Origin of the sequence: Oerskovia paurometabola, assembly GCF_016907365.1 — a bacterium.
GTDB lineage: Bacteria > Actinomycetota > Actinomycetes > Actinomycetales > Cellulomonadaceae > Oerskovia > Oerskovia paurometabola.
Genome location: NZ_JAFBBV010000001.1, coordinates 891,346 through 904,735 on the forward strand (window position 1 = coordinate 891,346; position 13,390 = coordinate 904,735).

Sequence of the window (13,390 nt, forward strand, 5' to 3'; positions counted from 1 at the left end):
CAGCGCCACGCCCCTGCCCGACGCCGTAGCCCACCCCCAGCACCTCGGCCCACCCGGAGACCGCTCCGGGCGCGAGCCACACCAGCAGCAACGGAAAGCAGGAACGGATGTCCTCAGGTCGCAAGCTCGTCATCGTGGAGTCCCCCACGAAGGCACGCAAGATCCAGGGCTACCTCGGTGACGACTTCGAGGTGGAGTCGAGCGTCGGGCACATCCGCGACCTCCCGCAGCCGTCCGAGCTGCCCGCCGACATGAAGAAGGGGCCCTTCGGCAAGTTCGCGGTCAACGTCGACGAGGGCTTCGAGCCGTACTACGAGGTCTACGCGGACAAGAAGAAGAAGGTCGCGGAGCTCAAGCGCGCCCTGAAGAACGCCGACGAGCTCTACCTCGCGACCGACGAGGACCGCGAGGGCGAGGCCATCGCGTGGCACCTGCTCGAGGAGCTCAAGCCCAAGGTGCCCGTGCACCGCATGGTCTTCCACGAGATCACGCGCGAGGCCATCGAGCGTGCGCTCGAGAACACGCGCGACCTCGACGAGCACCTGGTCGACGCCCAGGAGACGCGCCGCATCCTCGACCGCCTCTACGGCTACGAGGTCTCGCCCGTGCTGTGGCGCAAGGTCCGTCAGGGTCTCTCGGCGGGCCGTGTCCAGTCGGTCGCCACGCGCCTGGTCGTCGAGCGCGAGCGTGAGCGCATGGCGTTCGTCGCGGCCGAGTACTGGGACGTGTCCGGCACGTTCTCGCTCGCCGACTCCAGCGCCGAGGACGCCGACAAGAGCTTCGACGCCCGCCTGGTCCAGCTCGGCGGGGCGCGCGTGGCCTCGGGCCGCGACTTCGACGACCGCGGTCAGCTCAAGCCCGCCTCGGCGCGCGACGGCGTGGTCCAGCTCGGCGAGCAGGCCGCGGCCGCCGTCGTCGGCGGACTTGCCGATGCCGACTTCGCGGTCCGCAGCCTCGAGACGAAGCCGTACACGCGCCGTCCGGCCGCGCCGTTCACGACCTCGACCCTCCAGCAGGAGGCGAGCCGCAAGCTCCGCTTCAACTCGCGGCAGACCATGCGCACCGCGCAGGCGCTGTACGAGAACGGCTACATCACCTACATGCGTACGGACTCCCCGTCGCTGTCGGCCGAGGCCACGGACGCCGCCCGCCGCCAGGCCGCCGAGCTGTACGGTCCCGAGTTCGTGCCGGGCTCCCCTCGCGTCTACGCCTCGAAGGCGAAGGGCGCGCAGGAGGCGCACGAGGCCATCCGCCCCGCCGGCGACTCGTTCCGCACCCCGGCCCAGGTCGCCCGTGAGATCAGCGGCGACCAGTTCAAGCTGTACGAGCTCATCTGGAAGCGCACCGTCGCCTCGCAGATGGCGGACGCCAAGGGCTCGACGGCGTCGGTGCGGCTGGCCGCGCCGGTCGCGGGCAGCGAGGCAGAGGTCGCCGGGAAGGAGGCCGTGTTCGCGGCCTCCGGCACGGTCATCACGTTCCGCGGCTTCCTCGCCGCGTACGAGGAGGGCACCGACGACGGCGCGGAGACGGCCGACGGCACCCCCGCGAAGTCCGGCCGCCGTCGCAACGACGAGGACGCCCGCCTGCCCCAGATGGGCGAGGGCGACCTGCTCGACGGGCGCGACCTCACGGCCGACGGGCACTCGACGTCCGCACCCCCGCGCTACACCGAGGCCAGCCTCATCAAGGCTCTCGAGGAGCGCGGCATCGGACGTCCGTCCACGTACGCGTCGACCATCTCGACGGTCCAGGACCGCGGGTACGTGCTGCCGCGCGGTCAGGCCCTCGTCCCGAGCTGGCTCGCGTTCGCCGTGATCCGGCTCCTGGAGGAGCACTTCGAGTGGCTCATCGACTACGACTTCACCGCGGAGATGGAGGCCGACCTCGACGCGATCGCGGCCGGTGACAAGGACCGCGTCGCGTGGCTGACCCGTTTCTACTTCGGGGACGGGACGGGCCGCGAGGAGGGCGAGGGGCTGCGCCAGCTCGTGGACGACCTCGGCGAGATCGACGCGCGCGACATCAACTCGGTCCAGATCGGCGAGGGCATCCAGCTCCGTGTCGGTCGGTACGGCCCGTACGTCGAGGATCTCTCGGTCGAGGTCAAGGAGGGCGAGAACCCGCCGCGGGCCTCGGTCCCGGACGACCTGGCCCCCGACGAGCTCACGGTCGACAAGGCGCGCGAGCTCCTTGCCGCGGGCGCCGACGACGGCCGGATCCTCGGCACCGACCCGGAGTCTGGGAACCCGGTCGTGGCCCGCGCGGGACGCTACGGCCCGTACGTGACCGAGCAGCTCCCCGAGCCGAAGTTCGACGAAGGCCTGTCGGCCGCCGCGCTCAAGAAGGCCAAGGCCGCGCTGCCCAAGCCCCGCACGGCGTCGCTGCTCAAGGACATGAGCCTGGACACCGTGACGCTCGAGGACGCCCTGCGTCTGCTGTCGCTGCCGCGCGTCGTGGGCACGGACCCGGAGACGGGCGTCGAGATCACCGCGCAGAACGGCCGGTACGGCCCGTACCTCAAGAAGGGCACGGACTCGCGCACCCTCCCGTCCGAGGAGGCCATGTTCACGGTCACCCTCGAGGAGGCGCTCGAGCTGTACAAGCAGCCCAAGCGCGGCCGTGGAGCCACGGCCACCCCGCCGCTGCGCGAGCTCGGCGACGACCCGACGTCGGGCAAGCCCATCGTGGTCAAGGACGGGCGTTTCGGCGCGTACGTCACGGACGGCGAGACCAACCGGACGCTGCCGCGCGACCTGACGCCCGAGTCCATCACCCCGGAGAAGGCCATCGAGCTCCTCGCGGAGAAGCGCGCGGCCGGCCCGGCGAAGAAGAAGGCACCGGCCCGCAAGGCACCGGCCAAGAAGCCCGCCGCGAAGAAGGCCCCGGCCAAGAAGGCGACGGCCGAGAAGAAGTAGCGGCGGCGCCCCGGCGGCGGGGCCTTCCTCGTGGGGGCCGGACCGCCGAGGTAGAACGTGCTGTGCGAGGTAGAACGCGGTGCGCACTACCTCGCACAGCACGTTCTACCTCGCTCCCTCGTCGGGAGGCCGACCGATCAGTGGTGCGTGTGCTTGACCGGTTCGGGCAGGCCCGCGTCCGCGCGGATCGAGCGCGACAGCCCCTCGATCGAGCGCAGCGCGTCGACGAGCTCGGGCACGCGGACCTCGAACGGCATCGCGTGGATGGTCTCGCCCGGGGCGGTCGCGGCCTCGGCGACGCGGCGCAGGTCGCCCACGTCGGCCGTCGTGAGGCCGATCTCGGTGAGCGTGTTGGGCAGCCCGACGCGCGTCGTGAACTCGACGAAGTCGCGGATCTCCTGCGAGGGCGCCCCCTCGAGCACGAGCTGGGTGAGCGAGCCGATGTTGACCTTCTGGCCGTGCGTGAGGCCGTGGGTCTGCGGCGCGGCCGTGAGCCCGTTGTGGATCGCGTGGGCCGCTGCGAGGCCGCCCGACTCGAAGCCCAGCCCGGACAGCAGGGTGTTGGCCTCGACCACGGCGTCGACCGCCGGCGTGACGAGGTGCTCCTTGACGGCCTCGATCGCGGGCAGCGAGTTCTCCCACAGGATCTTCCAGGAGAGCTCGGCGAGCGCGGTACCCGTGATGAGGGGCAGTCCGCCCGCCATGGTCGTCGCGTTGGCCTTGGCCACGGCGCGGGCCTCGATCCACGTGGCGAGCGCGTCGCCGATGCCCGCGACGAGGAACTTCACCGGGGCGTTCGCGACGAGCTGGGTGTCTACGAGGACCAGGTCGGGGTTGTGCGGGAAGAAGCGGTACTCCTCGAACGCGCCCTCGTCGGTGTAGATGACCGACAGCGCCGAGCAGGGCGCGTCCGTCGAGGCGACGGTGGGCACCGAGACCCAGCGGACGCCCTCGAGGTGCCCGGCGGCCTTGACCGCGTCGATCGTGCTGCCGCCGCCGATGCCCACGATCACGTCGGCGCCGGTCTCGCGGATGCGTCGGGCGAGGTGGTCGACGGCCGCCGCGGTCGCGTACGTGCCGAAGCCCTCGCGCTCGCGGCGCAGGTTCGCGGCCTGGAACGACTCGGCGACGGTGTCCGCGACGATCTCCCAGACCACGTCGTCGGCCACCAGGAGCGGCTTGGTGCCGATCGGGGCGACGAACTCACCGAGCCGGGACAGCGCGCCGCGCGACTGCACGTAGCGCAGAGGGCTGATGAGGGTGCGGATCGGGACCTCGGACATGGGGACCTCCTCGGAGTGCTGGACAGGACGTCGCCGGACCGGCGCGGAGGGTCGCTCCTCGCGGACCGCCGACACCTCGACGCTATGTCGGGGCAGGGCAGGGCGCCTGGTGGGGCCGTGTGACGTCCGTCGTCGTCCCGTCACGCGAGACGTGGTGCGTCAGTCGACCGTGACGGCCTCCAGCACGGGCAGCCGTGCGGCCCGGATGCCCGGCCAGACGCTCGCGACGAGCCCGATCACGACCGCGAGGCCCAGGACCGCGAGCACCTGCCCCCAGGGGACCGCGAGGCTCGTGAGCCCCTGCTCGGCGAGCACCCCGGGCAGGGCAGCGGCGATCGCGATGCCCGTGAGCACTCCCAGCACCGTCCCGTAGACCGCGGTCAGGACCGACTCGATCGTGATGATGCCCGCGAGCTGGAGGCGCCCGAGCCCCACGGCCCGCAGCAGCCCGATCTCCCGGGTGCGCTCGATGATCGACAGCGCGAGCGTGTTGACGATGCCCAGCAGCGCGATGACGATCGACAGCCCGAGCAGCGCGTAGAGGATCACCAGGACCTGGTCCACCTGGGCCGCGGCCGCGTTGGCGAGCTCCTCGCGGTCGAGCACCGAGACCACGAGGAAGGGCTTGACGGCCCCGGTCAGGGCGGCGCGCAGCTCGGTGGCCGAGGTCCCCGGGGCGGCCGTGACGTACACGGCGTACGTCGGGATCTCGGGGGCACCCACGACCGCGTAGGTCGCGTCGGCGAGCACCACGTCGGACGAGATCACCTGGGTGTCGACGATCGCCCCGATGCGCACGTCCTGCGTGCGGGCGCCGTCGTCGCTCGTCAGGGTCAGGGAGTCGCCGACCGCCCAGCCGTGGTCGCGCGCAGCGGTCCGGCGCACCACGGCCTCGCCGTCGGCGAGGGCCCGGTCGGGGTCGCCCTCGACCACGGGCGCGTCGAGCGCCTCGGTGAAGAACCCGGGCGGCACGACCGTGGCCCCGCTGGGCTCGCCGTCCACGTCGAGCGTCCCGAGCCGCAGGGGAAGCGCCTGCCCGACGGCGGGGAGCCCGGTCACGGCATCGGTGACCCCCGGCGGGAGCGCGCCCGTGGCGGCGGCGGCCTGGACCACGTAGTCGGCCCGCATCTGCTCGTCGACGATCGACCGGACCGAGGCCTGCGTCGAGGCCGCGATGACCCCGGTGGCGCTCACGAGCGCCATCCCGATCAACAGCGCCCCCGCGGTGTTCGAGGTGCGGCGGGGGCTGCGCGTGACGTTGCCGCGCGCGAGGCGCCCCAGCGGGCGGATCGCGGCCACGGCCGGCACGGCGAGCACCGTGATCACGGCGCCGGCGATCGCGGGGGACAGGACCAGGACGCCCACGAGCGCCGCGCTCGCGCCGACCGCGAGCAGGACCCGCGGGTTGAGGTCGTCGACCAGGGCCCACCCGGTCGGGTCGGCCGAGGCCGAGCTCCCGAGCCGCGAGGCCAGCACCAGCAGGCCCGCGCCGAGCACCGTCAGCACGAGCCCGACCACCGCGCGGGTGCCCGTCCCGCGGTCCGGTGCGACGTCGTCGTGCATGGCCTGGACCGGGGGAGTGAGGGCCGCGCGGCGGCCCGGGACCGCGGCCGCGACCACGCTCACCAGGACGCCCAGCGAGATCGCGACCACGACCGACGTCGCGCTCAGCGGCACGCGCCCCGAGAGCTCCATGCCCGTCGAGCCGAACACCGCGCGCAGCCCGCTGACCAGCACCCGGCCCAGCACGACCCCCGTCGCGGCGCCGAGGATCCCGACCGCGACGGCCTGCGCGAGGATCGACGCGAAGACCTGCGCGGGCGAGGCCCCGAGCGCCCTCAGCAGGGCGAACTCGCGCTGGCGCTCGCGCACCGACATCGCGAACGTGTTCGCGATGATGAACGCCCCCACGAACAGCGCGATGGCCGCGAAGACCAGCAGGAACGTCTCGATGAACCCGAGGATCTGCTCGACACCCTCGCGGGCCTCCTCACGCACGGCCTCGCCCGTGAGGGACTCCGCGCCCGCCGGGAGGACCTCGGCCACGCGCTCGGCGAGCTCCTGCTCGGACACGTCCCCGGCGGCGTAGACCGAGATCGTGGGGACCGTCCCGTCGGGGGCGTAGGTCGCGAGCGCGGTCGCCGGGTCGAGGCCCACCAGGATCGTGCCCGCGGCGGCCGCCTCGATCGAGAAGACCCCCGTGACCGTGACGGGCTGGGGAGCGCCCGCCAGGACCACGGTCGTCGTGTCGCCCGTGGCGAGCCCCGCGGCCGAGGCTGCGCTCTCCTCGAGCGCGATCTGCGTGCCGCCCACGGGCCACGCGCCGCTCGCGAGCGTCACCGTCGGCTCGTCGGGGCCCACCGCGATCCCGATGCTCGGCGGTCCCGACGTCGTGACGGCCGTGCCGTCCGCCGCGACCAGGACGATCGGACCCGACGCGTCGGGCACGGCGCGCGCGACGCCGTCGACCCCTGCGACCGTGTCCGCGAGCGAGACCGGGACCGGGGAGTGCGGCGTCCCGAACGTGCTGCCCGCGCTCGTCGTGTCGTCGATCTCGTCGGCACCGCGCACGTACACGTCGGCCACGAGGGTCGTCGCGATGATCTCGTCGAACGTCGACGACAGCATCGCGCGGAACGTGAACGTCCCCACCACGAACGCGACCCCGAGCATCACCGCGAGCGTCGACAGCAGGAAGCGGACGAGGTGCGCCCGGACCCCGCGCAGCGCGACCCGCAGCATCAGTCCTCCTCCGCCTGCCCGAGAGCGTCGAGGATGTCGCGCCGCGTCGGGGCCGCGAGGTCGGCGGTGATCCGCCCGTCCGTGAGGAACAGGACCCGGTGCGCGTACGAGGCCGCGCGCGGGTCGTGCGTGACCATGACGACCGTCTGCCCCAGCTCGTCGACCGAGCGCCGCAGGAAGCCCAGGACCTCCGCGGACGAGCGCGAGTCGAGGTTGCCCGTGGGCTCGTCCGCGAACACCACGGACGGCCGCGACACCAGGGCTCGCGCGCACGCGACCCGCTGCTGCTGCCCGCCCGAGAGCTCGGCCGGACGGTGGTGCAGGCGGTCGCCCAGGCCCACGGCGCCCACGACCTCGTCGAACCACGCCCGGTCCACGGGGGCGCGGGCGATGTCGAGCGGGAGCGTGATGTTCTCCGCCGCGGTGAGCGTGGGGACCAGGTTGTACGACTGGAAGACGAACCCGATCCGGGTCCGCCGCAGGCCCGTGAGGCGCCGCTGCGAGAGGCGGCTCACCTCGGTCCCGTCGATCACCACCCGGCCCGACGTCGGGGAGTCCAGGCCGGCCATGCAGTGCATGAGCGTCGACTTGCCCGAGCCTGACGGCCCCATGATCGCCGTGAGCTCGGCCGCGCGGAAGTCGACGTCGACGCCGTCGAGGGCCCGCACGACCGTCTCGCCCTGCCCGTAGGTCTTCACGAGGTCGCGTGCCCAGGCGGCCGTCCCGTCCGGAGCGGTCGGGGACAGCGCGGGCAGCGGCGGGACGGCACCGGTTCCGGAGCGGGGAGGTGCGGGCAGGGCGGACGAGGACGGGGTGGGCTCCATCGGAGATCCCTTCGGTCGGAATGTCTCCATCGTGGCCCCTGGGGCGGGTGACGTGCGACACATCGGCCGAACTCGCGTCAAGACGTCGGCGTGGCGTGGTCCTCCCCGATACCACGGACCACCCGCCCGTGCGACCCGACGGCTCGACCCCCCTGCCCGCCGGGCACCACCCGAGGAGCCCACCATGACGAACCACACACAGGCCGGATCCCCCCGGCACGCGGCGGTGCTCGCCGTGCCCCCCACGACGGCTGCCCCCACGCTCGCGTGGCGCCTGCTGTCGACGGCGCTCGCGGCCCTGCTCGTGCTCGTGGGCGTCGTCGCGATGCCCCGCACGGCGTCCGCCGCCGAGCTCGACGCCATCAAGACGGTCACGATCACCCAGCCGTTGGACGAGGTCCACCTGTGGCAGTCGCTGCGGATCGAGGCCACGTGGGCCGTGCCCGACGGCTCGCACGCGGGGGACACGTTCACCCTGGCGTTCCCGCAGTCTCCCCGCGTGACGGGGTTCGCGCAGACGTTCGACCTCAAGACGCCCGCCGGTGCGGTCGTCGGGACGTGCGACGTCACGCAGGACGGTTTCGCGTGCACGCTCAGCCCCTACGTCGAGACCGCGACCAACGTCCAGGGCACGCTGTACTTCTACGCGCAGGTCAGCAGCGTCGGCGAGGGGGGTACGTTCACGTTCACGACGGGCAACGAGATGGTGATCGAGGTCCCCGTACCGGGCGGCGGCGTGATCCCGGCCAGCGGCTGGTCCGCCCCGGAGCAGCCCGTCAAGGGCGGCTGGGTCAGCACGGACGGCAGGACCGCCGTCTGGGAGGTCTACGTGCCGAGCGAGTTCCTGGCCGCCTCGGCGGGCGGTCCCGTGGTCGTGACCGACACCTACGACTCGCGGCTGACCATGCGCGACGACTCGCTCGTCGTCGCGTACGTCCCCCTGGCCGACTGGAACGACGGTGACTACGGCTCGAGCGCGGTGCGGCTCAGCCCGGGGACCGGTTACGTCTACACCCCGGACGTGGCCGGCTCGTCGTTCGACCTGACGTTCGTCGACCCCGTGACGGACGGTTCGCGCATGTACATCTTCACGTACCGGATGTCGTTGCCCGCGGGTGTGCAGGACGGTGACACGTTCGCCAACCAGGTCGCGGGCAGCACCGGCTGGGACGACCAGCGCGTGCTCGAGTACGCGGCCGCCGGTGGCGACGGCAGCGGCGACGGCAACGGCGAGCTCCGCCTGACCAAGCGCGTCACGGGCGAGGCCGCGACGTCGGTCCCGGCGGGCACCGCGTTCACCGTGGACTACACGACCGACCGGAACGGAGCGACGACGTCGGGCAGCCTCACGGTGACCGACGGTGCGACCGTCACGATCCCCGGCCTCGCCGCCGGGACCGTGGTGACGCTGAGCGAGGTCTCGCCCGCCGCGATCGACGGCGTGACCTGGGGCGAGCCCGTGTTCTCGGGCGAGGGCGTGACCCCGGTCGAGGGTGGCGCACAGGTCACGGTCGGCGTGGAGGGCGTGGTCGAGGTCGCGCTCGACAACCCGGTCACCCCGGTGGACCCGCCCGTCCCGCCAGCCGCGCCGGTGCCGCCCACCGCGGTGCCGCCCACCACGGTTCCCCCCGTCACGACGCCGCCTGCGGCGGTCGTCCCGCCGACCAAGGCCCCGACGGTCAGGGCGACTCCCCAGGCGACGAAGAAGCCCGCGCGTGGTGCGCTCGCCACGACGGGCGCGACGGTCGGCCTGGCAGCCGGTGCGGCCGCGCTGCTGGTCGGCACCGGGGTCACGCTCGTGGCGCTGCGTCGTCGGGGGGCGACCTCCTGACGACGGCCTGAGCGCAGCAGCCCCGCGACGGCCCCTGGGGCGACCGGTCGATCGACCGGTCGCCCCAGGCCGCTGCGGGGGGCGCAGCCCGGTCGCAGTAGCGTGGACGCATGGTCTCTCACGCAGTGGTGAACGTGCTCGACGCCGTACCCGACCCGGGTGACGCCCCGCCCGTGCGCTGGGGGATCCTGGGCGCGGGGAAGATCGCGGGCTCGTTCGCGGACGAGGTCCGGGCCTACACGCAGGGGCACGTGGCGGCCGTGGGTTCGCGCGACGAGCACCGGGCACGGGACTTCGCGCAGCGGCACGCGCCGTCGGCGACCGTGCACGGTTCGTACGAGGCCCTCGTCGCGGACCCCGACGTCGACGTCGTGTACGTCGCGACCCCGCACTCGCACCACCGCGAGCACGGGTTGCTCGCGGTCGCGGCGGGCAAGCCCGTCCTCATGGAGAAGGCGTTCACGCGCAACGAGGCCGAGGCACGCGAGGTCCTGGACGCGGCGCGGGCCGCGGGCGTGTTCGTCATGGAGGCGATGCTGACGCGGCACCTGCCGCACGTCGCGGCGATCCGCGCGCTGGTCGCGCAGGGGGAGATCGGCGAGGTCCGGTCGGTCACGGCGTCCTACGGGTCGAACGCCGCGTACGACCCGTCCCACCGCCTGTTCGCGCCCGAGCTCGCGGGCGGCGCGCTGCTGGACATCGGGATCTATCCGCTCGCGTTCGCGACGGACCTCCTGGGCATGCCCGACGACGTCACGGCGGTCGGTCTGCTGGCTCCCACCGGGGTGGACGCCCAGTCGACCGTGGTGCTGCGGTACGGGGACCGCGCGACGGCCACGCTCGCCTCGTCGGTCCTGGCGCAGTCGGCGACGTCGCTGGTGATCGCGGGAACGGGAGGGCGGATCGAGGTCGTCGACCGTTTCATGGTGCCCACGGCCTTCAGCGTGGTCTGGGCCGACGGCGCGCGCCGCGACTACGACGGGTACGCGCCCGGGGCCAAGCAGTACGAGGCGGCCGAGGTCGCGCGCTGCCTCGCGGCGGGGCTCACGGAGAGCCCGCGTATGACGTGGCAGGACACGCTCGACCTGATACGGGTCATGGACCGGGCGCGTGCGCAGCTGGGGGTCGTGTACCCGGGCGAGTGATCGCTCGCCAGTGCCGAGAACGGGGTTGCGGTCGTTCTGGCGTCCCGAACGGCCTCGGCCGGGCGGTTCGACCGCGCGGAACCTCGTCCTCGGCACGTCGGCCGCGCGACCACACCTCGGGCAATACCCCGTGGCAGCGCTCTCACGGGGTTAGCGTGAACCCATGAGCAACGACGCCCGCGAAGCGGCACCGACAGTCCAGCCCGCCTCCCTGCCCCACCTCGCGGCGACCGCCGCCGACCTGCCCGAGGTGATCTCCGGCGTCGTGCCCGACCCGCGGACCGCTCCCACCGTGCGCTGGGGGATCCTGGGCGCCGGGAACATCGCCGGGTCGTTCGCCGAGGCCGTGCGCGACCACACGCGCGCACGCGTCGTGGCCGTGGGGTCGCGCGACCGCGTCCGCGCCGAGCGCTTCGCGACCGAGCACGGCATCCACACGACGCACGCCGACTACACCGAGCTCGTCGAGGACCCGCAGGTCGACGTCGTGTACGTCGCGACCCCGCACTCGCACCACCGGGACCACGCGCTGCTGGCCATCGCGGCGGGCAAGCACGTCCTCGTCGAGAAGGCGTTCACGCGCAACGAGGTGGAGGCGCGCGAGATCCTCGACGCCGCGCGGGCCGCAGGCGTGTTCGTCATGGAAGCCATGTGGACCCGGTTCCTGCCGCACGTCGCGGCGCTGCGCGCGGTGATCGCGCGCGGTGAGATCGGCGAGATCGTCAACGTGAGCGCCGACCACGGCCAGTTCTTCCCGTTCGACCCCGAGCACCGGCTCTACGCGCCCGACCTCGCGGGCGGCGCGCTGCTCGACCTGGGCGTGTACCCCGTGTCGTTCGCGCACGACGTCCTGGGGGCGCCGTCGTCGGTCACCGCGGTGGGGGCGCTCACGGAGACGGGAGTCGACGGCCAGCTCGGCATCACGCTCGGCTACGGCCGGGCCATGGCCACGCTGTCGACGACCCTGTGGTCCCAGACCCCCAACGTCGCGTCGATCTCCGGGACCGCCGGGCGCATCGAGATCGAGGGCACGTTCTACGCCCCGACGTCGTTCCGCGTGATCCGGCACGACGGCGCGCAGTGGCGCTACGAGGGCTTCCGCGGCGAGGGCAAGCAGTACCAGGCGGCCGAGGTCGCGCGCTGCCTCGCGGCCGGCCTGACCGAGAGCCCGCGCATGACGTGGCAGGACACGCTCGACGTCATGCGGACCATGGACGAGGTCCGCCGCCAGACGGGCGTGGTCTACCCGAACGAGTGACCTGGGTGTGTCGAGACACCCGGGTGTCGAGAACGGGGTTGAGGTCGTTCTGCCCGTGAGAACGACCTCAACCCCGTTCTCGACACCGCGGGGTGGCGGGGTGGGGTGCGGGGCTAGCTCGCGGTCGGCTCGTCCGGGTGCTCGACGACGTAGCTGCGGCCGTCGGGGCCCGTCACGTACTCGAAGCGCGTCTTGAGCTCGCGGTCGCGCTCGGCCTCGGCCGCGGAGACGCCGCGCCCGGGCGAGCCCTGCTTCCCGACCTGCGCGGGGCCGAAGATCGGCAGGAAGGTCTCGGTCATGCGCAGGCCCAGGGGGCGTCGTCGCTGCTTGTCGGCCATGCGCCTCTCCTCTCGCGAACGGTGCAAGTCGATGGTGCACCAATGATTGGTGTACCAAGCATAGGGGAGAACTGGCTACCATGACGACATGACCACCTCGCTCGAGAGCGCCCCGCTGCCCGGCACCGACCCGCTCGCGCTCGAGTCCCAGGTCTGCTTCGCGCTGTCGGCCGGCGCCCGCGCGATGGTCGCCATGTACAAGCCGCTGCTCGAGCCGCTGCGCCTGACCCACCCGCAGTACCTCGTGATGCTCGCGCTGTGGCAGGACGCCGCGGCCGGCGAGCGCACCACGGCCACGTCCCTCGCCGAGCGGCTCCACCTGGACCCCGGCACGCTCTCCCCGCTCGTGCGGCGGCTCGAGACCACGGGTTACCTCACGCGCTCGCGCAACGAGCACGACGGTCGCGTCGTCGACGTCACGCTGACCCCGGCCGGGCGCGAGCTCCGCGCGCAGGCCGAGAAGGTGCCGCCCGCGATCACCGCCGCGACGGGGCTGACGCTCGACGAGCTCGTGGAGGTCCACGCCGCGGCCTCCAAGGTCGTGTCCGCCGCGCTGCGCGCGGGCGTCATCTAGCTCAGGTCCCCGCGACCGTCCCCGGCGACATGTCGTACGTGACCCACGGGGTCGCGGTCGCGACCGAGTCGTAGAGCCGCCGCGCCGTCGCGTTCGCCGGGTCCGTGATCCAGCGCACGACGCTCGCCCCGAGGTCCCCGGCATGCACCCCGACGGCCCCGAGCAGCAGGCGCCCGACCCCGGCACCACGCGCCGCCTCGGCGACGAACAGGTCGTCGAGCCAGCACCCGTGCGAGCCGTCGAGCGGGCGCTCGAACGTCCGCAGCACCGCGAAGCCGCCCAGGCGCGTCCCGTCCGTGGCGACCAGGCCGCGGACCCCCGAGGCGCCGTCGTGCAGCCAGGACCAGACCAGGGCGTCCCGCGCCGCGTCCGCGGGCAGCTCGTAGAACGCGCGGTAGCCCGCGTACAGGTCGAGCCACTCGTGCTCGTCGTCGAGGAGGACGGGGCGCACCCGCCAGGTCGTCGTCACGGCGACACCGT

The 13,390-nt window shown here is 73.3% G+C and carries 10 protein-coding genes; 5 read left to right on the forward strand and 5 right to left on the reverse strand.

The annotated features are described in order from the left end of the window. Nucleotides 1-107: 107 nt before the first annotated feature. The gene (gene topA, locus JOD48_RS03975; protein WP_204807540.1) at nt 108-2,915 is read left to right on the forward strand and encodes a type I DNA topoisomerase; all 2,808 of its coding nucleotides are present in this window, start codon (nt 108-110) and stop codon (nt 2,913-2,915) included. A gap of 137 nt (nt 2,916-3,052) precedes the next feature. Here topA and JOD48_RS03980 read toward each other — a convergent pair whose 3' ends face one another. From JOD48_RS03980 to JOD48_RS03990, 3 genes are all read right to left on the reverse strand, one after another. Further along, complete coding sequence (locus JOD48_RS03980; RefSeq protein ID WP_204807543.1) at nt 3,053-4,198, reverse strand: glycerol dehydrogenase; 1,146 nt, start codon at nt 4,196-4,198, stop codon at nt 3,053-3,055. A 159-nt stretch (nt 4,199-4,357) separates the two neighbouring features. Then, a complete protein-coding gene (locus JOD48_RS03985) occupies nt 4,358-6,940 on the reverse strand; it encodes an ABC transporter permease (protein WP_204807546.1) in 2,583 nt (860 codons plus the stop codon). Next, nucleotides 6,940-7,764 carry an ABC transporter ATP-binding protein gene (locus tag JOD48_RS03990; protein ID WP_191791800.1) on the reverse strand — a complete coding sequence of 275 codons (825 nt, stop codon included), beginning with the start codon at nt 7,762-7,764 and terminating at the stop codon, nt 6,940-6,942. The genes JOD48_RS03985 and JOD48_RS03990 overlap by 1 nt, the downstream gene beginning before the upstream one ends. Nucleotides 7,765-7,948: 184 nt before the next feature. On the opposite strand from JOD48_RS03990, the gene JOD48_RS03995 reads away from it, so the two are divergent. The 3 genes from JOD48_RS03995 to JOD48_RS04005 all read left to right on the forward strand — a co-directional run bounded on the left by JOD48_RS03995 (nt 7,949) and on the right by JOD48_RS04005 (nt 11,998). Next, nucleotides 7,949-9,595, forward strand: coding sequence for an Ig-like domain-containing protein (locus tag JOD48_RS03995; RefSeq protein ID WP_204807548.1), 1,647 nt, complete (start codon nt 7,949-7,951; stop codon nt 9,593-9,595). Between the two features lie 110 nt (nt 9,596-9,705). Further along, complete coding sequence (locus JOD48_RS04000) at nt 9,706-10,740, forward strand: Gfo/Idh/MocA family protein (RefSeq protein WP_204807551.1); 1,035 nt, start codon at nt 9,706-9,708, stop codon at nt 10,738-10,740. A 163-nt stretch (nt 10,741-10,903) separates the two neighbouring features. After that, nucleotides 10,904-11,998, forward strand: coding sequence for a Gfo/Idh/MocA family protein (locus JOD48_RS04005; protein ID WP_204807553.1), 1,095 nt, complete (start codon nt 10,904-10,906; stop codon nt 11,996-11,998). 113 nt (nt 11,999-12,111) lie between these two features. On the opposite strand, the gene JOD48_RS04010 is transcribed toward JOD48_RS04005, so the two are convergent. Further along, on the reverse strand, nt 12,112-12,336 hold the full coding sequence (locus JOD48_RS04010) for a hypothetical protein (RefSeq protein ID WP_204807556.1): 225 nt from the start codon (nt 12,334-12,336) through the stop codon (nt 12,112-12,114). Nucleotides 12,337-12,424: 88 nt separating this feature from the next. On the opposite strand from JOD48_RS04010, the gene JOD48_RS04015 reads away from it, so the two are divergent. After that, the gene (locus JOD48_RS04015; protein ID WP_204807558.1) at nt 12,425-12,910 is read left to right on the forward strand and encodes a MarR family winged helix-turn-helix transcriptional regulator; all 486 of its coding nucleotides are present in this window, start codon (nt 12,425-12,427) and stop codon (nt 12,908-12,910) included. Nucleotide 12,911: 1 nt separating this feature from the next. Here the strand turns inward: JOD48_RS04015 and JOD48_RS04020 are convergent, their stop codons facing one another. Next, entirely contained in the window at nt 12,912-13,379 is a 468-nt protein-coding gene (locus JOD48_RS04020) for a GNAT family N-acetyltransferase (protein WP_307823963.1), read from the reverse strand. Between the last annotated feature and the right edge of the window lie 11 nt (nt 13,380-13,390).